Source organism: Rhizobium cerradonense (assembly GCF_030182455.1).
Lineage (GTDB): Bacteria > Pseudomonadota > Alphaproteobacteria > Rhizobiales > Rhizobiaceae > Rhizobium.
Window position 1 is genome coordinate 237404 of the sequence record NZ_JAQJCK010000003.1, and the last position, 19876, is coordinate 257279.

Here is a 19876-nt window from a genome sequence, read left to right on the forward strand (position 1 = left end):
ATAGCTCTATCGGCATCAGGGCAGGCAGTCTTCTGAGTCTACTTCCGGTGGCCACCGGCTGGTGTCATGGTCGGGGTGCTGCCGGTTCGACGCGATGATGCGGGGCAGGTATCCGTTCGGATCAACCGCATAGGTCGGATGATTTCCCGGGAGCTCATGCAGGCTGCCATACCAGGAAACCCTGCTTTCATTGCCGTATTGAACAACCGGCGGCACCTGATCGGGCTGGTCGAAGGTTCCCGCAAGAATGCCTATGTCTTCGAACTTCGGATATTCAAAAATCATCGGCGTGCCGCAATCCTTGCAAAAACCGCGTCGCGCCAGGGCAGAACTCTGAAACCAGGAAAACGCGCCCCGCGTCACTCGAAACGCGCTCTTCATGACAGGGCAGATGACCGCAAACGGCCCGCCGACCGCTTTCTGGCACATTCGGCAATGGCACACATGCACGTTTTGAGGAGGCAGGTCGCAGGCAAAGCGAATGGCGCCGCATTGGCAGCCACCGGTCAACGGATGGGCAGTCGCATCATGGTTCATGTCGCTGTCCGCGTGTGGAGGTCGGCAGGCCCGCGATCCTACCATGCAATAGCTGGAGGCGACACGCGAAGAACTTACGGGCTAAATCAACGCGAGCGGCTGACGACACGCAATTCGCGGATCGGACTCGCCTTAGGGCCGAAAAGCGGCGTGCCCGGGCGGACCGCAGGCTTCTGTTCGGGCGGCAGATAAGTGTACCGGTCGGCGCGGCGCCAAGCTTCTACACGGGCCTGACTTTCCTCTGCATCGATGCTGTCGAGCACCAGCCAGGCGCGGCTGACGCTGCCATGCTGTTCGGCCAGATGCGGATAGAAGCGCTCCAGCGCATAGACGGCGTCGGCAAAGCCCATGCCGAGGCTCGTCAGCGTCACTGCCAGTTGCTGGCCGGACGTGTCGATCATGATGCGCTCGGCAAGCCAACGGCTCGAGGAAAGTGCGTCGGCAAGCGTGGCGGCAAATTGCTGCGCCTCGCGCTCGCGGGCGAAACGCACCAGCAATGCTTCCTGCACATCGGAAAGGCTGCGCAGGCCCAGACGATCCCTATCGTCACGGCCGAGATGGCGGGCGACCTGCTTGATCTTCTGCCGCAGGGCTTCCTCACGGGCAAGGCGCTCGGCCTCAATGCCCGCAGCGCTCGGTTCCGGCACTAAGGCCGGAGCAGGAGCGGCCGGCGGGGTCGCCGATATTGTCATGCCGCGTTCCGGCTCGGCCTGATGCAGGCTGACAAGGGCGTCGATGACTTTCGGCGATAGTGAGGGTCGGCGGACGATCGCTTTCGCATGCGCGGCGCCCTGCGTGCGGGCGATGGTGATCAGCGTATCGTCGTCGATCGCTTGCGAACTCGCCAGAAAAGGGGCGGCGATGGCGATCGGCTGACAGCCGATGAAAAGGGAGACGGCCGGCGGCACGGTTGGGCATTGGGAGAGTGCGGCGACGGCCTGGCGTTTCGCTTCGTCGGATGAGGCCTGGAAGAGGGGAGTAAAGAGCTCGGCAAACTGGCGAAGCTCCGATTTCGATGGATGATTCAAACCTTCGAAACTGGTCACCGTCGCCATCAGGACCACATCTTTCTTGCGGACTGTCGCAGGCTCTTCGAGGTCTCGAAACCGGTCACGCACGCCAACACCCATACTGATACGCAAAACAAAAAAGACGGGAGCCGGATCGGCAAACCTGCGCGCCGCTGTGTTTTTCTCTGGCCGAGCCGGATCGCGCTTTGGTTTTTGCGGGCGCTATCGGCGATGGCTATCGAAACGGGCGTGGACACGGTCGTCCTGATCTGGCTTTTTCGGAAGAGTAAGGGGCGCAGGGTTAATGGTTCGTGAAAACTTTATTAAAATCCAAATAAAAATTGCGCGTTAAGCTTGCGTGGGGATGGAAGTCGAATTTTGGCCTGATCGGCTGCGTCAGCGGGCGCTCAACCTTTACGAAAGCTATCTCGCCGTGACGCACTGACTAGCGTGTTCAACTTATAAGGGTTTCGGGGATTAACCTGCCCGCTTGGGAAAGTTGCCCGGGAGAAGCTCGCAGCATCAAGGGCTCAGAGCGTCTTATGCTCCCGCAAGGCGGCCAGTAGTCTTTCGGAGGTATTATAGCCGGATTGAAACAGGCCGAGCGCCGCCGTTGCCGCGAACTGGGCCTCGGCGCTTTTGATATCTATCCGCTTCTCCAGGCACCATTTATCCAACGCGCCGCGCAGCACGATAATGTCCTCCGGGGAGAAGAACGAATTGGTCGTCGCTGACATTGCCCGCCCTCAGGTTGCCCCCTTTACAATACGTCAAATTTTCGTTGCCGCAAATAATATTTGCATGACACTTTTCTGCAACGCTCGCATCTGACCGGCTACCGCGAATAAAAGATATTTTTTACCTAAGAGCATGATTTCACAATATTTTACTGCTCAAATGATTCTAGAGATTTTTACATCGCATATGAAACCAAATCCGCCCTCCCAGCGTTAGAAGATCACGGCGCCGCGAAAGCCGAGGGAGTGCCAAAGCAAGCCGCGGCAATGATTAGCATTCTGTTAACTACAGTATGTCTCAATTCGGGTGATAACGGCGATTTGCAGAGTTTAGTCGCATGATTATTCGCATGGCCGCCACAGTTGGGCGTCCATGTCACGGTGTCTGGGGAATGCCGTGAGAATGGCGTGAATGCCCTGTTGTCAGAGCCGCAGGAGGCGGCGAAGATTTTGGGGAGCGCCAGCCCGCTTGGGAATAGCGGGCAGGATGAAATTAATCGCAAGTTCATCCGTCTCGGGCCGTAAATGGAGACGAGAATGGCAGAGATCATATCCCTTTTGGATCGAAGATCGCGGTTGCCGCTGCGGGCTCAGAAGGAGCCGGTGGAGGCGAAGATTCTTCTGTTCACCGGCGTCCGCTACGAGCGCCTCGACGTCAGCTCCCATCGTCCCGGAACGGGACCAAAGCGGGCGAAGGGCAAGTAGTTCGGCACTATGCCGGCGAGATGCGCCGGCACGACCCCTTCGGGGCGACTTCGATATCGTGGCCCGTGAGCCACGATACGGATGCAATCCACTCGCCGGTTCTTAACTGAAACGGCATCCAGCTTCGCGATTAGATCTTACCGTCCATCAAACACGTCGCAGCCGGCTTCCGAGAGGAAGTTCCGTGCGGCGGCGTCAAAGCTTGCTTGTGGCGCCATTGTGCGCAGCACGACATAGCCCTGCGCGCGCGGCGCTTCGACCAGGATCGATTGTGCGAGCGACGGCGGCAATGCCTTGCGGATCCCCGTGAGCTGGATCGGCGAGGCAAGCAGCAAATCCAGCACGCCGCCGACCGAAGTGCGGTCGCTCATGCTGAAGACCTCGTTCGATGCGGCGTCATAAACGGACAGCGACCAGAACGGCACCTTTCCCTTGGCCGTCAGCCGGATTGGCTGAGTTCCGATGTCGAAGGCACAAACGGCCGTACGAATGTAGGGGTCGCTATTGGAAAGCCCTGAATCGTCATCCTTGTCGTCCAGCGTATAGAAGTGGTTTTCATCGCCCTCATCCTCGACACGGGTATAGGCGTCGCGATCGGAAAAATGCGGCAGGGAGAGGATGATGATGACATGCAGGAGCGTGGCGCCAAGCAGGCCAGTCAGAATGGCGAAGACGACCCTAAACATGACCGCACCTGATTTTCTCGAGCTTCGGCATGGACAGATCGATAAGGCCGGAATTGCCTGCCGCAGGCGAATCCAGCAGCGTCCACACCAGGCGGAAGTTGCCGGAAGCGGGCAGCGCCAGCCAATTGCCCGCCTGTGCGTCCGGCGAAACGGTAATGGTGAAGCTCGAATCCGGATTGCGCAGTATAATCCAGGAATTGAGCGCAGACGGCCGGCCAGGAGATCCGCCAAGCGGCTCGCCGTCATTGCCCGCGATGAACAGCGTCCATAGCCGCGCCGGCGGCGTCTGGCCGCTGATGCGATAGCTGCAGCCCGCCGTCAGCCGCGCGCCGGTATCGTCATCGGAGGCGGTGAACGTCAGCCCCTCCGCCGTGCCATAGAGCAATCGTCCCGCACGGGCGCGATGCGATTTCGCGTAAGGATCGGCGTCGACCGTGTGCATTTCCGGAAATGCCTGCCAGGTGCCGAGCTTGATTGCGCCGAAACCGGAGGTCGCATCCAGCGCAAAAAGCGTGAATAGAATCCCCCCGCCAAAGGCGATTATCAGCGAAAGCGCAACAAGAAGGGGAACCCGGAACACTCTAAGATCGTCCTCGTGACCAACTAGAGGCCTGATTTATCCCTGATTCGAAGGGGTGGGGGAAGTGCGGGCAGCTGCTTGCCGATCTTGCCTCACCAAAAGAAGCGGCGGCAACAGGTCGGTTCGGGGTTGGCAAGCATGAAGCCGCGGGCAGCCTGATTTTACTCCGCCGCTGCCATTTTCTGTGCGGCGAGTGGCGCTGCCGCCTTCAGCTTCTCGCCGATATCGCGCAGGATTTTCGTGGAATCCACCGACAGCGAGCGCGGCCGAACGAGCGGGGGCAGGGCGTTGTCATCGGGCGCCTGGGCTTTCTTGGCAGCCACGGTCTGCGGCTTTTGCACCGGGAAGGGATTGTCGATGCCGGGGATTGGCTTCAGCACGATGCCCTGGTGGGCATAGTCCATGATCTTCTTGAAGGTCATGGCCGGCAGCGTGCCGCCCGTCATGTTGTTGGTCGAGGTGTAGTCGTCGTTGCCGAACCAGACGGCGCAGGTGTAGTTGCCGGTGAAGCCGATGAACCAGGCATCGCGATAGGCCTGCGTCGTACCCGTCTTGCCGCCGACGAGGATGCCGTGGTCGAGCGCTGCCTTGCGCCCGGTGCCGATGATCGGGATCTGGGTCAGCATCTGGTTCATGTAGGAATTGGCTTTTTCGGAAAGCACGCGTTTGGCCGGCGGCTCGTCACGCGCGAAATCGTAGAGCACCTTGCCGTCATAGCCCATGATTTGCGCAATGCCGTGCCGGCGTGACTGCATGCCGTCCGCCGGGAAAACCGAATAGGCCGTCGCCTGGTCGAGTACGGTCACTTCCGACGTGCCGATCGGAATGGTCTTGTCGTTGCGGATCGGCGTCTCCACACCCAAGGCCTTGGCCATGTCGCGGATCGGCTGGATGCCGAATTTCTCCTTGGCGAGACGAACTGGAATGGTGTTGATGGACTGCGCGATCGCCTGCGTCAGTGTCACCTTGCCTTCATAGCGGTTTTCATAATTGTGCGGGCTCCAATTGCCCCAACTGATCGGCGCGTCGACGATGGTCGACGTCGGCGTCATGCCGTTCTCCATGGCAACGGAATAAGTGTAGATCTTAAAGGACGAGCCTGGCTGACGCAGGGCTTTGGTGGCGCGGTTGAACTGGCTTTCGCCATAATCCCGGCCGCCCACCATCGCACGTACCGCCCCGCCGTTTTCGATCATGACGCTCGCACCCTGCGAGGCGTGATAGCGTTCGCCATATTCCATCAGGCTGGACTCGATGGAATCCTCCGCTGCCTTCTGCAGGCCCATGTCGATCGTCGTGCGGACGATCAGCGAACGCTCGGGGAAGTGGACGGCCAGTCGCTGCACCTCGTCGAAGGCCCAATCGAGGAAGAAATCCGGTGATTCGATCTGGGCGCGATCGACGACCGAGGCGGGATTGCGCCTGGCGGCAATGACTTGCCCCTCGGTCATCAGACCGCTTTGCACAAGGTTGGTAAGGACATCGTTGGCTCGGGCGCGTGCTGCCGGCAGGTTTACATGCGGCGCATATTTCGCTGGCGCCTTGAAGAGACCCGCAAGCATCGCCGCTTCGGCCAGGTTGACGTCACTGATGCTCTTGCCGAAATAGAATTGCGCGGCCGCAGCGGCACCGAAGGTTCCGCCGCCCATATAGGTGCGGTCGAGATAGAGGCTCAGGATCTCCTTCTTGGAAAGATTGGCCTCCAGCCAGATCGCCAGGAAGGCTTCCTTGATCTTACGGTCGATCGAGCGCTCGTTGCTGAGGAAGATATTCTTGGCAAGCTGTTGCGTCAGCGTCGAGCCGCCTTGGACGACGCCGCCAGCCTGCGCATTGACGGTCAGCGCCCGGAACAGGCCGAAGACATCAATGCCGAAATGGTCGAAGAAGCGACGATCCTCCGTCGCCAATACCGCCTTGATGAAATAGTCCGGCAACTGGTCCACCGGCACGGAATTCTCATGAATGATGCCGCGATGACCGATGACGCTGCCGTAACGATCGAGGAAGGTGACGGCGAAGTTGCCGCGGTTGCGCCAGTCTCCTTGCGTGGCTTCGAAGGCCGGCATGGCGAGCATCAGCATGACGATGGAACCGGCGGTGCCGAGCGTCAGCCCTTCGCCAAGCAGTTCGAACAGGATGCGTTTCCAGCCGCGGGCGCGAAAACGGCGGAAGAAAATGGTAATATCTTCCCAGAGTTCGGCGAGGCGGAATCCGGCATTCCACAGGGTAGAGTCGATCCATGAATCGATGCGCAGGAAAAAATGCCGCTTCCGGCGTGGCCGCTGCTCCGCTTGGCCCTCCGGCTGTGCATCGGGCTTGGTCTCAGGCCCGTTTTCTGGGTTGGATGGGTCTTCCACGCTCTACTTCCCGACCGCTATGCCTCAGTGCGTATTCCCTTGGGGCACGCAAAGCCTACCTCTCATAGACCGGTGAATTGAATAATTGGTTGATTTAGGGAAAAGAACAAGAGACATGCATGCCGCAGCCCGCATTTCCCTCGCGAGCGGCGAGGAAGACGACGATGGACGACATACCTTTTTGGAAGAGCAAGACGCTGACGGAGATGAGCACACCCGAATGGGAAAGCCTGTGTGACGGCTGCGGCCTCTGTTGTCTCAACAAGATCGAGGAGTGGGATACGGGCGACGTCTATTTCACCTCGATCCGCTGCAAGTTGATGGACGGCGAAAGCTGTCGCTGCACCAGCTACCCGAACCGCTGGGATTTCGTGCCCGATTGCGTGCAACTGACGCCGGAAAAAGTTCCGGAGCTGGAATGGTTGCCGCCCACCTGCGCCTATCGCCTCGTCAACGAGGGGCGTGACCTCTACTGGTGGCATCCGCTGATATCGGGCGATCCGGAAACGGTTCACATAGCCGGCGTCTCCGCCCGCGGTCGCACGGTCAGCGAAAGCGATGTCGATCTCGACGATTTCGAAGACTACATCGTCGATTGGCCGTTGACGGTGGAAGACGACATGGAGGCTAGTCCTCCGGCAAGGCCATAGATTTCGGCGCCACATTGCGCCATGCCTGCCGCACGAGCGCGTGTATCGTGTCGTCGTCTAGGACATGATGGAAAAGTCGCGTCCAGCCCTTGAGCCCCCAGGCGCCCGGCACGGCGAGGATATGTTCCGAGACGGTTGCCAGCACCATCTGCTGCTGGTCCGGCGTCAGCTTGACAACACAGAATTCAGGGTGCGGAAGCGTCAGATAAATTTTCCCGCGAACGCGAAAATCCCGATTCCCAAAATGCGAGCTCTCCACCGTTTCCGGTAGGCCATGCGCAAAGGAAATGAGGTCGTCGTCGGTCATGAGCGGAAGATTAGCATGGAAGCCGAGTGCACCGCAGCTATCCGCCTTTCTCCTCCTCGTGCGACGAAACGGCCGCCCAATGAGGCCGGCTCCTCGTTGAAATAACCGGATACGCATGATATCGCGCGGTGCCTTCGCAAATGCATAGGGAGCCTCCGCGTGATCCGTCATATCGTCTTCTTCACCGTTCCCGATCGCGCCAATCTCGAAGCCGTACGGTCCGGCCTGTCGATCCTGACGGCTATACCGCATGCGCGCTTGCTGGAGATCGGCACCAATGTGAAGACCGATCAGCTCGGCACCGATGTCGATCTTGTGGTCTATGGCGAATTCGACGACGAAGCGGCTTTGGCAGCCTACAAGGCGCATCCGAACTATCAGCTTTCCATCGAACGCGTCCGCCCGCTGCGCGAAATGCGGATCGCGGCGGACTATGAGAGCACGACGGCGGTGCGGAAGCCGGTTTAGTATGGTCCTTCGCTGAAGGGGCAGCTATTCGCCAATCTTTTCAAAAGCCTGGATAGTCTCGCGGAATCAAGTTCACCGCATTCGCATGCATCGCGCGAAGCTTTGGACTCAACTTCTCACGCCTTGGAAGCAATGCTCGAAAACATGGCGCGAAGCGATTCAAAAGACTCAAGGAAACCCAAGTGTTTTACGTGGGTAAAACACTTCAAGGCCGGTCGTATCGGCCACCTCGGCACCGCCGATCACGGGCGTGCTTATGCGTTGATGATAATCAAGATAGATTAAAAATGACTGACTTTTGCAGTTTACGGCGGAAACCGGTGCCGTGAGCAATTGCGATGCCGATATGCTGCACGCGCAATTTGCCGTGTGCATCATCGATAGGGGGCTGCGGTTGAGATTTGGAGCGTTTGGTGGGCCGCCGCCTTCCCATCGTTGATATCGCCACTGTCGGGTCGAATTAGCGCAAGATCTTAGATGGGATGGGACGTCCGACCGCACGTTCTGCGCGTGGAAAATTACGCCCCATTCATTTGCCATTCAGACGCGTTTGGGTAAATATTTGCTCAAGTTAATGTCCCCGTGGGAAGTCTGGAGCATGGCATCATTTCTGAGCATAGCAGCAGCGGCCGCCATCATGGCCGGCTCGGCTGTTCTGCCGACGCCGACGCCGACCCTGGTGGCGCGTGCGAACAGCGACTGCAGCGAGGCGGCCGCCGAGGTGGTTGCAAAGACGGGGGGACAGCTCCTTTCCGCACAGCCGTCAGGCGATAGCTGTGTCATCACCGTTCTCGTCCAGGGTAATGGCCAGCGGCCGCGCAAGGTAACCATGAAGGTGCCGATGTAGGTGGAAACACTTTCACGCCGCCGCGCAAAGGACTCTCTAACGCTTTGAATCTCACGCAAAATCTTTAATGGCCGAGTGATTCCACGCGAGCCTCATTTGCAGTACTATTTCTCAAACCAGGGAAATTGGGTCGGAAGATGCGCATTCTTATAGTCGAAGATGATATCAACTTGAATCGGCAGCTTGCCGAAGCCTTGAAAGAGGCGGGCTATGTGGTCGATACCGCCTTCGACGGCGAGGAGGGGCATTTCCTGGGTGAGACCGAGCCCTACGACGCCATCATCCTCGATATCGGCCTGCCGGAAATGGACGGGATCACGGTACTGGAGAAGTGGCGCGGTGCGGGGCGGGGGACGCCCGTATTGATCCTGACGGCCCGCGATCGCTGGAGCGACAAGGTCGCCGGCATCGATGCGGGCGCCGACGATTATGTCGCCAAGCCTTTTCACGTAGAAGAGGTACTGGCCCGAATCCGGGCGCTGATCCGCCGCGCCGCCGGCCATTCGTCATCGGAAATCATCTGCGGCCCGGTGCGGCTCGACACCAAGAGCTCGAAGGCCACAGTCGACGGTAAGCCGCTGAAGCTCACCTCGCACGAGTACAGGCTGCTTGCCTATCTCATGCATCACAAGGGCGAAGTCGTCTCGCGCACGGAGCTGGTCGAGCATATGTACGACCAGGATTTCGACCGCGATTCCAATACGATCGAAGTTTTCGTCGGCCGTCTGCGCAAGAAGATGGGTGTCGACCTGATCGAAACAGTGCGGGGTCTCGGCTATCGTATCCAAGCGCCGACCAATGCGAATTAAGTCACTCACCGCCCGCGTTCTGCTGTTGACCACACTCTGGTCCGCCGTGGCGCTGGTGGTGATCGGCCTCGTCATTTCCAATATCTATCGCAAGAGCGCCGAACGCGGTTTTCAGGACCTGCTGAGAGCGCAGCTCTATAACGTCATCAACTCCGTGACGATCGGTGACCAAGGGGCGTTGTCGGGCAGCCCGCAGCTCGGCGACCTGCGTTTCGCTCAGCCGAAGACAGGCTGGTACTGGATGGTCGAACCGCTCGGCACCTATACGGCGACGCCATTGGTTTCGCCCTCCCTCGGCGCGTCGAGCTTGCCCGTTCTCTCGGTTCTGGAAGCGCCTTTCGATAAGAATTATGAGCGCTACTACATCGTCACCGACGCCTTTGGAAACCAGGTACAGGTTGCCGAGACCGAAGTCGTGCTCGATACCGACGGACGCGCCGCGCGCTTTCGCGTCACCGGCAATGTCGCGGTGGTGGAGGACGATGTCCGCAATTTTTCCCATAGCCTCTATTTCGCACTCGTCGGCTTCGGCGTCGGCAGTCTCGTCGTCAACGCTCTCGCCATTCTCTATGGCCTGATGCCGCTCGATAAGGCGCGCGGGGCGCTGGAGCGCATCCGCGCCGGCGAGAGCGAGCGATTGCATGGGGATTTCCCGCGTGAGATCCTGCCGCTCGCCAACGAGGTCAATGCCCTCATCGACAGCAACCGCCGCATTGTGGAGCGAGCGCGCATGCAGGTCGGCAACCTCGCCCATTCGCTGAAGACGCCGATCGCGGTTTTGTTGAACGAGTCCCGCGTGCTGGAACGCTCGCACGGCGATCTCGTCAAGAACCAGGCCGAGGTCATGCAGGGGCAGGTGCAATCCTACCTCAACCGTGCCCGCATCGCCGCCCAGCGCGAATCCGTGCTGGCCCGCACCGACGCGGAGCCGGCGCTGGAGCGGCTGGTGCGCGTCATGCGGCGGCTCAATGCCGATAAGGAATTCGAGCTTTCCGTTTCGCCGCACCTGTCGCTTGCCATGGAGCAGCAGGATCTGGAGGAGACGGTCGGCAATCTCCTGGAAAATGCCGCGCGTTTTGCCGAACGCAAGGTGCGCGTCGCCGCCAACGAAGCGCCAGCCGAGGTAAAGGGCATCGATCCGGCGCGACGGCACTGGGTAGAGCTGGTGGTCGAGGACGATGGGCCGGGCCTGGAGCCGGATCAGATCCGCGAGGCGATGAAGCGTGGCCGCCGGCTGGATGAAAGCAAGCCCGGCACCGGTCTCGGCCTGTCGATCGTCAGCGAGATCACCAACGAATATCAGGGGCGGTTCGAGCTGTCCCGTGGTTCCTGGGGCGGACTTCGCGCCAGCCTAATTCTACCGGGGGTAACAAAGGATGTTGCGTGACGCGCGGCATGATGCCAGAAAGACGCGGTGCGCCATAGTGATGCCGCATCGCAGTACCTCTAGTTTTGCTCGTTGATACTGGTTCGGTTGTATGAAGCTTCGCACTTTTTTTCTGATTGCCCCGTCCCTTCTTGCCCTTGTCGCCCTTTCCGGCTGCTCGACCACGAGCGGCAAAGGCGGCGTGACGGGCTTTCTATCTTCCTCCGCTAAACCAGCCTCCTCGGCGCGCTATATCTCGGCCTTGGAGGGCGGCATCGTCGGCCGCACGGGCATCAAGCTCAGCGACAATGACAAGCAACGGGCGCTGGAAGCGGAATATCGGGCGCTGGAAACCGCGCCGCTCGGTCAGCCTGTCGCCTGGACGGGCAAGAACGTCCGTGGCGAGGTCGTGGCCGCCGCTCCCTATCAGGTCGGCTCGCAAAATTGCCGCCAATACACCCATACGATCACGGTCGACGACAAGCCGACCCAGGCGAGGGGAGCTGCCTGCCGCAACGACGACGGTACGTGGACGCCGCTGAATTAGATCCCCCGCCTGAAAATCGCGGCTAAACGCCTCAAATCTTCGTCAATGCGGCTTTGACGGTTGGAATAAGCGGCCTGTTAAAGTATTGGGCGTCTATGCTGTTCTGGATTCTCGTGGCCGTTCTGACGGCTGTTGTCGGTGCCATCCTGCTCTCCCCCCTTTTGCGTGGAGCAAAGGTGGCTGATGACGGTCGTGCCGGCGAGGCTGCCGTTTATCGCGATCAACTTCGCGAGCTGGACCGCGATCTTGCGGGCGGCCTGATTTCGCAGGAAGAGGCCGGCTATGCCCGCGCTGAAATCGGCCGCCGTCTACTTGCCGTTTCAGGCGCCGGACCGAGTGCCGCGAAGGTGCCAGCCCGCGGCCATTACCTTTCCCAGGCATTCATCATCATCCTGCTGCCGGTCGTCTGCCTCTGTCTCTATCTTGTGAAGGGCAATCCCGGCCTGCCGTCGCAGCCGCTGCAAGCGCGCCTCGAACATCCCGGCAACGATCTCGCCATCTCGATCGTCAAGGTCGAGCAGCATCTGGCGCAGCAGCCGGATGACGGCAAGGGTTGGGAAGTGCTGGCGCCGATCTACCTCAAGACCGGCCGCATCGGCGACGCGGAACTCGCCTATCGCAATGTCATCCGTCTGCTCGGTCCCAATGCCGAGCGGCTTGGCAATCTGGGCGAAGTTCTGATCATGAAGGCCGATGGCATCGTGACGGCGGAGGCGCGCAGCTCGTTGCAGCAATCCCTTGCGCTTGATGCCGACAATCCCCGAGCGCTCTTCTATCTCGCTTTGGCGCTGGAGCAGGATGGCAAGGCGGAGCAAGCAAAGACGGCCTTCGAGGCGCTGGCGAAACAATCGCCGCCCGGCGCGCCCTGGATGGCTGCCGTCGACGACCATATCGTCAAGAATGGCGGCGCGGCCGATACCGCCACGGCAGATTCGGCAAATGCCAATGCGCCCGGAAATCCGACCAGCGAGCAGGTTGCCGCCGCAGATGCGATGAACAGCGGCGACCGTCAGCAGATGATCCGCGGCATGGTCGAGAGCCTCGACGCCAAGCTCAAGGATGATCCCAGGAATTTCGAAGGCTGGATGCGGCTGATCCGCTCCTATGCCGTGCTGAAGGACAAGGACCGCGCGGTGGATGCGCTGAAGCGGAGCCTGAAGACTTTCCCGGCCGACGGCGGCGAAGGCAAGCAGCTTCTGGCATTGGCGAAGGAGCTCGGACTGCCGACGGAGGTGACGCAGCAATGACCCGCAAGCAGAAACGTCTGGCTGTCATTGCCGGCGGCATGGGCTTCATCGCCGCCGCAGTGCTGCTCGTTCTCTTCGCCTTCAGCCAGTCGGTCGCCTATTTCTATATGCCGGCCGACCTCGCCAAGAATCCGGTCAACGCCGGTACGCTGATCCGCCTCGGCGGTCTCGTCGGCCAGGGCAGCGTGGTGCGCGGCGACGGAACGCAGGTTCAGTTTTCCGTCACTGACGGTACGGATGCGATCAAGGTCAAATATAATGGTATCCTGCCGGATCTCTTCCGCGAAGGGCAGGGTGTGGTCACGGAAGGCAGGTTCGAGCCGGGCAGCGACATCTTCGTTGCCGACAGCGTGCTTGCCAAGCATGATGAGCGCTATATGCCGAAAGAAGTCGCCGACAAGCTGAAGGCGGACGGCGTCTGGAAGGGCGAGGAAGCCAGCCAATGATCATTGAGCTCGGACACTATGCGCTGGTGTTGGCGCTTGCGACCGCGATCATCCTCTCGATCATCCCGGTCATCGGCGCACGGCGAGGCGACTTGTCGATGATGGACATTGCGCCGGTCGGCGCCGTCGTCTTGTTCGCACTGGTCGCCTTTTCCTTCGGCGTTTTGACTTATGCCTATGTCGCCTCCGATTTTTCGGTACTGAACGTCTGGGAAAATTCCCATTCGCTGATGCCGCTGATCTTCAAGATCTCCGGCGTCTGGGGCAATCACGAAGGATCGATGATGCTCTGGTTGCTGATCCTGGCACTGTTCAGCGCCCTGGTGGCGCTGTTCGGGCGCAACCTGCCGGACACGCTGCGCGCCAATGTGCTTGCCGTGCAGTCCTGGATCTCGGCCGCCTTTTTGATCTTCATCCTTTTGACCTCCAACCCGTTTCTCCGTCTCAATCCGGCCCCGGCCGAGGGCAAGGACCTCAATCCGGTGCTGCAGGATATCGGCCTGGCCGTTCATCCGCCGCTGCTTTATCTTGGCTATGTCGGCTTCTCCGTCTGTTTCTCCTTCGCCGTCGCCGCTCTGCTCGAAGGCCGCATCGACGCCGCATGGGCGCGCTGGGTTCGCCCCTGGACGCTGGCTGCCTGGACCTTTCTGACGCTCGGCATCGCCATGGGCTCCTATTGGGCCTATTACGAGCTTGGCTGGGGCGGCTGGTGGTTCTGGGACCCGGTGGAGAACGCCTCCTTCATGCCCTGGCTCGCCGGCACCGCGCTCCTGCATTCCGCGCTCGTCATGGAGAAGCGCGATGCGCTGAAGATCTGGACGATACTCCTGGCGATCCTGACATTCTCGCTGTCGCTGCTCGGCACCTTCCTGGTGCGCTCCGGCGTGCTGACCTCGGTGCATTCCTTCGCCAGCGATCCGACGCGCGGCATCTTCATTCTGTGCATCCTTTTGATCTTCATCGGCGGGGCGTTGTCGCTTTTCGCCCTGCGCGCCCCGAAGCTTGCCGCCGGCGGCCTGTTCGCGCCGATCTCGCGCGAGGGGTCGCTGGTGTTGAACAACCTCATTCTGACGGTTGCCTGCGGCACGGTGCTGACGGGTACGCTTTATCCGCTGGCGCTGGAAACGCTCACAGGCGACAAGATTTCAGTCGGCCCGCCCTTCTTCAACATGACCTTCGGCCTGCTGATGACGCCGATCCTGATCGCGGTTCCTTTCGGGCCGCTGCTTGCCTGGAAACGCGGTGATCTGCTCGGCGTGCTGCAGCGGCTCTATGTCGCCGCAGGCCTTGCCCTGATCGCGGGTCTCGCCCTGTTCTACGTCCGCCATGGCGGACCGGTGCTTGCCGTTTTCGGCCTGGCCGCCGGTTTTTTTCTGGTTTTCGGCGCAGTGGCTGATCTCTGGTACCGCGCCGGTATCGGCAAGATGGCGGGGAATATCGCGTGGCGGCGTTTGGTCGGTTTGCCGCGTTCGGCTTTCGGAACGGCGCTCGCTCATGCCGGGCTCGGCATCACCGTGCTTGGCATCGTCGCGGTGACGACATTCCAGTCCGAAAACATCACCGAGATGAAGCCGGGCGGCGCGGCCGAGCTTGGCGGCTATACGCTGCACTTCGAAGGCATCCAGCCCGGCGTCGGCCCGAACTACACCGAGGATCGCGCCCGGTTTACGGTCAGCCGCGGCGGCGTCGCCGTCGCCAACATCTCGTCCTCCAAACGACTTTTCACCGCCGGCCGCACCGCCACGACCGAGGCCGGCATTCTGACGCTTGGCCTCAGCCAGCTTTATGTCTCGCTCGGTGATCCGACCAATGATGGTGGCATGGTCGTGCGCATCTGGTGGAAGCCCTTCATCATCTGCATCTGGGGCGGCGCCATCGTCATGGCGCTCGGCGGCTTCGTTTCCCTAAGCGACCGCCGCCTGCGCGTCGGCGCGCCGAGCCGCAAGGCAAAGCCGGTCCGTCCGGCGATGGAGCCGGCGGAATGAGGCGCGTGCGGCTAATTCCGCTTCTCCCCGTGGGGGAGAAGGTAAAAGCGCTTATGCGTCTGCTCCTTATTGTTCTACTTCTTGCTCCCACCGCCGCCTTCGCAGTCAATCCCGACGAAGTTCTTCCCGATCCGGCCCTTGAGGCCCGGGCGCGGACGATTTCGGCCGAATTGCGCTGCATGGTCTGCCAGAACCAGTCGATCGACGATTCCAATGCCGATCTTGCCCGTGACCTGCGCCTCCTGGTGCGCAAGCGCCTCGTCGCCGGCGATAGCGACAAGCAGGTGCTGGACTATGTCGTTTCCCGCTATGGTGAGTTCGTGCTGCTGAAGCCGCGCCTCAGCGAAAAGACGTTGTTGCTCTGGGGTGCGCCGGCCGCTCTGTTCGTTCTCGGTGGCCTCGCTCTTGTCATCTATGCCTGGCGCCGCGTAGGTAAGCCGACGGGCACCCAGCTAACGGCAGAAGAAGAAGCGCGTCTGAACGACATTCTCGGCAAGTGACATTGCACGACAAGTTGTCTTTACCGCATCGAAAACATTTCGCTACATTACGAATTTTTCATTGGTCGGACAGTTCGCTGTAAGGTCGGAAGGCCTATATCTTGCCCATGACCCATCACCGCCGGTTCCATCGGCAAAGAGAAATCGGACGAGAGAAGAAAAGGTAACTCGCATATGTTCAGGAATATCAAGGACGCTTTGTCCCGTAGCACGGCTATGAAAGCTTCCGTCGTCGCCGGCCTCGCTGTCGCTGCTCTCGCCACTGGCGTTCCCGCTGAAATCAGCCGCTCCTATGCCGATGCCGTCAATGTCCAGGCCCCGCAGGTCCCGAGCTTCGCCAATGTCGTCGACGCCGTATCTCCGGCAGTCGTGTCCGTTCGCGTCGAATCCCGCGTCAATCCGGTCGCTGATGAAGACGATTCCTTCGGCCTCGGCCGTGGCTTCGACGAACTGCCGGATGATCATCCGCTGAAGAAGTTCTTCAAGCAGTTCGAACAGCAGCAGGGGCATAACCAGCAACAGGGCCAGCAGAAAGGCCAGCCGGACAATAAGGGCCGCCTGCGCCCGGTTGCCCAGGGCTCCGGCTTCTTCATTTCCGAAGACGGATATCTCGTCACCAACAACCACGTTGTTTCCGATGGCGCGGCTTTCGTCGTCGTCCTCAATGACGGCACCGAACTCGACGCCAAGCTGATCGGCAAGGACCCGCGCACCGACCTCGCGGTGCTGAAGGTCGATGGCAAGGGCAAGAAGTTTACCTATGTCAACTGGGCCGATGACAACAAGGTTCGCGTCGGCGATTGGGTCGTTGCCGTCGGCAACCCCTTCGGTCTTGGCGGCACGGTCACAGCCGGCATCGTCTCGGCCCGCGGCCGCGATATCGGCTCCGGTCCCTATGATGACTTCATCCAGGTCGACGCAGCCGTAAACCGCGGCAACTCGGGCGGCCCGACCTTCAACCTCAACGGCCAGGTCGTCGGTATCAACACCGCCATCTTCTCGCCGTCGGGCGGCAGTGTCGGCATCGCCTTCGCAATCCCCGCCGATACCGCAAAGAACGTTGTCACCGATTTGATCAAGAGCGGTACCGTATCGCGTGGCTGGCTTGGCGTGCAGATCCAGCCGGTAACCAAGGATATCGCCGAATCCCTCGGCCTGTCCGAGCCGAACGGCGCGCTCGTCGTATCCCCGCAGGATGGCTCTCCGGGCCAGAAGGCAGGCATCAAGAACGGCGACGTCGTGACGGCCGTTAACGGCGACCCGGTCAAGGACCCGCGCGATCTCGCCCGCCGTATCGGCGCGATGCAGCCGGGCTCCAAGGTCGATGTTTCGCTATGGCGTAACGGCAAGGCTCAGTCGGTCACCGTCGAACTCGGCACGCTGCCGGCCGACCAGAACCAGGCTTCGAACGACGACAATTCGCAGCAGCCCCAGCCGCAGCAGCCGTCCTCGGAAAAGGCGCTTGCCGATCTCGGCCTCACCGTCGGTCCGTCCGATGACGGTAAGGGTGTCGCGATCACCGGCGTCGATCCGGACTCCGACGCCGCCGACAAGGGCGTGAAGGAAGGCGAGAAGATCACCTCGGTCAACAACCAGCAGGTCTCCAATGCCGGAGACATTGCCAAGGTCATCGATCAGGCGAAGAAGGACGGCCGCACCCGCGCGCTGTTCCAGATCCAGTCCAACGACGGCAGCCGCTTCGTCGCTCTGCCGATCACTGCGGGCTGATTTTCGGCCAATTGAATGCATTGGGAGCCGCGCAGGCCACGGCTTGCGCGGCTCCTTTGTTTCCAGGGCATGGTTTCCAACATGCGCGATCGTGCAGGACCATGGCTTATCGACGAACGGCTTTCAGGGCAGGTAGAAGATGACAACCGCTGGCCAACATACTGTGAACTTTTCCGATTCCGGTTGTGCTGAGGCATCGCCGGCGGGTAATGTTGCCCACATGAAGATTTTGATTATCGAAGACGATCTCGAGGCTGCCGCCTATCTCACCAAGGCGTTTCGCGAGGCCGGCATTGTCGCCGACCATGCGAGCGACGGTGAGAGCGGCCTGTTCATGGGCACGGAGAACGCTTACGATGTCGCCATCATCGATCGCATGCTGCCCCGCCGCGACGGTCTTTCCGTCATCAGCGAGCTGCGTCGCAAAGGCGTGCATACACCTGTTCTCATTCTCTCCGCTCTCGGCCAGGTCGACGACCGCGTAACCGGCCTTCGTGCCGGCGGCGACGACTACCTGCCGAAGCCATACGCCTTCAGCGAATTGCTCGCCCGCGTCGAAGTACTCGGCCGCCGCAAGGGCACGCCGGAACAGGATGTTCTTTACCGTGTCGGCGATCTGGAGCTCGACCGGCTGTCGCATGAAGTTCGCCGCGGCGGCAAGGAGATCCTTCTCCAGCCGCGCGAATTCCGCCTGCTTGAATATCTGATGAAAAATGCCGGCCAGGTGGTGACGCGCACCATGCTTCTCGAAAACGTCTGGGATTACCATTTCGATCCCCAGACGAACGTGATCGACGTACACGTCTCGCGCCTGCGTTCGAAGATCGAAAAGGACTTCAGCCAGCCGCTGCTGAAGACGATCCGCGGCGCCGGCTACATGATCAAGGACGAGGGATGAGCCGCTTTCGCGTTCTCTTCAAGTCTACCGCAGTCCGCCTGTCCGCCCTTTACATCCTTCTTTTTGCGCTCTGCGCCGCCACGCTCGTCTTCTACGTAACGGCCATGTCGGAGCGGTTGCTGACCGGGCAAATCCGCGATGCCGTGCAGCAGGAGGTCAATCAGGTCAAGCGCGCCTACGATGTCGGCGGGCTGAACCTGTTGCTGCGCACGATGGAGCGTCGCGCGCGCCAGCCGGGCGCCAATCTCTATGTCATCGCCAGCCCCTCCGGCGATATCCTGGCCGGCAATGTCGCCTCGGTGCAGCCAGGCGTCCTCGGCGAAGCCGGCTGGACGGAATTGCCCTTCATCTATGAGCGCTATACCGACACCGGCACCGACCCTGAACGACGGCACCTGGCGATCGCCAATATCTTCCTTCTCGACAACGGCCTGCGCATTCTGATCGGTCGCGACCTTGGTGAACCGGAGCGGTTCCGGGTGCTGGTGCGGCAAGCCTTGATGCTGGCGCTGGCGATCATGGGCCTCGGCGCGCTGGTCATCTGGTTCGGTATCGGCCGCAACGCGCTGAAGCGCATCGACCGCATGACCGATGCCAGCCGCAAGATCATGGCCGGCGATCTCTCACAGCGGCTGCCGGTCGGCGGCTCCGGCGATGAATTCGACCGCATGTCGGCATCGCTGAACGCCATGCTGGAGCGCATCGAGAAACTGAACGAAGGCTTGCGGCAGGTCTCCGACAACATCGCCCATGATTTGAAGACGCCGCTGACACGGCTGCGCAACAAGGCCGCGGGCGCGCTCGACAATGCCGACAGCGAAGGGCGCCGTGTCGCGCTTGAGGGCATTATCGGCGAGTCCGACCAATTGATCCGCACCTTCAATGCGCTGCTGATGATCTCTCGCGTCGAGGCCGGTTCCGTGGCCGCCGAGATGACCGGCATCGACCTTTCCTCCATCGTTGCGGACACGGCCGAGCTTTATGAGCCGGTAGCCGAAGAAGCGGGTCTGGCGCTGACGACCGAGATCGAGCCCGATGTCGAGGTGCAGGGCAATCGCGAGCTGATCGGCCAGGCGATTTTCAATCTGATCGACAACGCCGTCAAATATGCCTCGGGCTGTCCGGGCAAACAGACGGTCGTGTTGAAACTCTCGCGTACGCCGGGTGCCGTAAACCTCGCCGTCGCGGATCATGGTCCGGGCATTCCTGCCCATCAGCGGGCGGATGTGGTCAAACGCTTCTTCCGTCTGGACGAGAGCCGCTCCAAGCCTGGCACCGGCCTTGGTCTTGCTCTGGTGGAAGCGGTGATGGAGCTGCATGGTGGACGGCTCGAACTTTCCGATACCGACCCGGCCAGTGCAAACGCGCGCGGTCTGACGGTAACCATGATCTTCCCCACGCAGGAACAATAGATTAATCCTGCCCTACCGGATTGCTTCATACAGGGTCTCCATATCGGCTTCCGA

At 60.7% G+C, this 19876-nt stretch carries 21 protein-coding genes; 14 read left to right on the plus strand and 7 right to left on the minus strand.

Going from position 1 to position 19876, the window contains the following annotated elements:
* Nucleotides 1–15 precede the first annotated feature (15 nt).
* The 3 genes from PH547_RS08785 to PH547_RS08795 form a co-directional block, all read right to left on the minus strand.
* Nucleotides 16–510: a GFA family protein gene (locus PH547_RS08785; RefSeq protein WP_260303424.1), complete on the minus strand. Its 495-nt coding sequence runs from the start codon at nucleotides 508–510 to the stop codon at nucleotides 16–18.
* 113 nt (nucleotides 511–623) lie between these two features.
* The gene (locus PH547_RS08790; protein ID WP_199773528.1) at nucleotides 624–1655 is read right to left on the minus strand and encodes a DUF2336 domain-containing protein; all 1032 of its coding nucleotides are present in this window, start codon (nucleotides 1653–1655) and stop codon (nucleotides 624–626) included.
* Nucleotides 1656–2077: 422 nt separating this feature from the next.
* Complete coding sequence (locus PH547_RS08795; protein WP_104822439.1) at nucleotides 2078–2284, minus strand: hypothetical protein; 207 nt, start codon at nucleotides 2282–2284, stop codon at nucleotides 2078–2080.
* Between the two features lie 537 nt (nucleotides 2285–2821).
* Here PH547_RS08795 and PH547_RS08800 point away from each other — a divergent pair.
* The gene (locus PH547_RS08800) at nucleotides 2822–2989 is read left to right on the plus strand and encodes a hypothetical protein (protein ID WP_166656783.1); all 168 of its coding nucleotides are present in this window, start codon (nucleotides 2822–2824) and stop codon (nucleotides 2987–2989) included.
* 137 nt (nucleotides 2990–3126) lie between these two features.
* Here PH547_RS08800 and PH547_RS08805 read toward each other — a convergent pair whose 3' ends face one another.
* The 3 genes from PH547_RS08805 to PH547_RS08815 form a co-directional block, all read right to left on the minus strand.
* A complete protein-coding gene (locus tag PH547_RS08805) occupies nucleotides 3127–3675 on the minus strand; it encodes a DUF1254 domain-containing protein (RefSeq protein ID WP_260303426.1) in 549 nt (182 codons plus the stop codon).
* The gene (locus PH547_RS08810) at nucleotides 3668–4255 is read right to left on the minus strand and encodes a DUF1214 domain-containing protein (protein WP_104822441.1); all 588 of its coding nucleotides are present in this window, start codon (nucleotides 4253–4255) and stop codon (nucleotides 3668–3670) included. Before PH547_RS08810 ends, PH547_RS08805 begins: the two co-directional genes overlap by 8 nt.
* A 161-nt stretch (nucleotides 4256–4416) precedes the next feature.
* Nucleotides 4417–6612, minus strand: a complete 2196-nt coding sequence (locus PH547_RS08815; RefSeq protein WP_285168067.1) for a transglycosylase domain-containing protein — start codon at nucleotides 6610–6612, stop codon at nucleotides 4417–4419.
* Nucleotides 6613–6776: 164 nt separating this feature from the next.
* On the opposite strand from PH547_RS08815, the gene PH547_RS08820 reads away from it, so the two are divergent.
* Nucleotides 6777–7262: a YcgN family cysteine cluster protein gene (locus PH547_RS08820; protein WP_104822443.1), complete on the plus strand. Its 486-nt coding sequence runs from the start codon at nucleotides 6777–6779 to the stop codon at nucleotides 7260–7262.
* Here the strand turns inward: PH547_RS08820 and PH547_RS08825 are convergent.
* A complete protein-coding gene (locus PH547_RS08825) occupies nucleotides 7240–7569 on the minus strand; it encodes an MmcQ/YjbR family DNA-binding protein (protein ID WP_285168069.1) in 330 nt (109 codons plus the stop codon). The two genes, PH547_RS08820 and PH547_RS08825, sit on opposite strands and share 23 nt — an antisense overlap.
* Nucleotides 7570–7728: 159 nt before the next feature.
* On the opposite strand from PH547_RS08825, the gene PH547_RS08830 reads away from it, so the two are divergent.
* From PH547_RS08830 to PH547_RS08885, 12 genes are all read left to right on the plus strand, one after another.
* Nucleotides 7729–8037, plus strand: a complete 309-nt coding sequence (locus PH547_RS08830) for a Dabb family protein (protein WP_104822444.1) — start codon at nucleotides 7729–7731, stop codon at nucleotides 8035–8037.
* Between the two features lie 598 nt (nucleotides 8038–8635).
* The gene (locus PH547_RS08835; RefSeq protein WP_104822445.1) at nucleotides 8636–8884 is read left to right on the plus strand and encodes a hypothetical protein; all 249 of its coding nucleotides are present in this window, start codon (nucleotides 8636–8638) and stop codon (nucleotides 8882–8884) included.
* A gap of 137 nt (nucleotides 8885–9021) precedes the next feature.
* Nucleotides 9022–9693, plus strand: a complete 672-nt coding sequence (locus tag PH547_RS08840) for a response regulator transcription factor (RefSeq protein WP_104822446.1) — start codon at nucleotides 9022–9024, stop codon at nucleotides 9691–9693.
* On the plus strand, nucleotides 9683–11080 hold the full coding sequence (locus tag PH547_RS08845) for a sensor histidine kinase (protein WP_104822447.1): 1398 nt from the start codon (nucleotides 9683–9685) through the stop codon (nucleotides 11078–11080). Before PH547_RS08840 ends, PH547_RS08845 begins: the two co-directional genes overlap by 11 nt.
* Before the next feature lie 91 nt (nucleotides 11081–11171).
* The gene (locus tag PH547_RS08850; RefSeq protein WP_285168073.1) at nucleotides 11172–11606 is read left to right on the plus strand and encodes a hypothetical protein; all 435 of its coding nucleotides are present in this window, start codon (nucleotides 11172–11174) and stop codon (nucleotides 11604–11606) included.
* Between the two features lie 95 nt (nucleotides 11607–11701).
* Nucleotides 11702–12853 carry a c-type cytochrome biogenesis protein CcmI gene (gene ccmI / locus PH547_RS08855; RefSeq protein WP_285168075.1) on the plus strand — a complete coding sequence of 384 codons (1152 nt, stop codon included), beginning with the start codon at nucleotides 11702–11704 and terminating at the stop codon, nucleotides 12851–12853.
* Entirely contained in the window at nucleotides 12850–13299 is a 450-nt protein-coding gene (gene ccmE / locus PH547_RS08860) for a cytochrome c maturation protein CcmE (RefSeq protein ID WP_104822450.1), read from the plus strand. The genes ccmI and ccmE overlap by 4 nt, the downstream gene beginning before the upstream one ends.
* Nucleotides 13296–15284: a heme lyase CcmF/NrfE family subunit gene (locus PH547_RS08865; protein ID WP_285168078.1), complete on the plus strand. Its 1989-nt coding sequence runs from the start codon at nucleotides 13296–13298 to the stop codon at nucleotides 15282–15284. Before ccmE ends, PH547_RS08865 begins: the two co-directional genes overlap by 4 nt.
* Before the next feature lie 53 nt (nucleotides 15285–15337).
* Nucleotides 15338–15784 carry a cytochrome c-type biogenesis protein gene (locus tag PH547_RS08870; RefSeq protein WP_104822452.1) on the plus strand — a complete coding sequence of 149 codons (447 nt, stop codon included), beginning with the start codon at nucleotides 15338–15340 and terminating at the stop codon, nucleotides 15782–15784.
* 174 nt (nucleotides 15785–15958) lie between these two features.
* Nucleotides 15959–17512, plus strand: a complete 1554-nt coding sequence (locus PH547_RS08875) for a Do family serine endopeptidase (RefSeq protein WP_104822453.1) — start codon at nucleotides 15959–15961, stop codon at nucleotides 17510–17512.
* Nucleotides 17513–17651: 139 nt separating this feature from the next.
* Nucleotides 17652–18410, plus strand: coding sequence for a response regulator transcription factor (locus PH547_RS08880; RefSeq protein ID WP_104822454.1), 759 nt, complete (start codon nucleotides 17652–17654; stop codon nucleotides 18408–18410).
* Nucleotides 18407–19822, plus strand: a complete 1416-nt coding sequence (locus tag PH547_RS08885) for a sensor histidine kinase (RefSeq protein ID WP_104822455.1) — start codon at nucleotides 18407–18409, stop codon at nucleotides 19820–19822. Before PH547_RS08880 ends, PH547_RS08885 begins: the two co-directional genes overlap by 4 nt.
* Nucleotides 19823–19876: the final 54 nt, after the last annotated feature.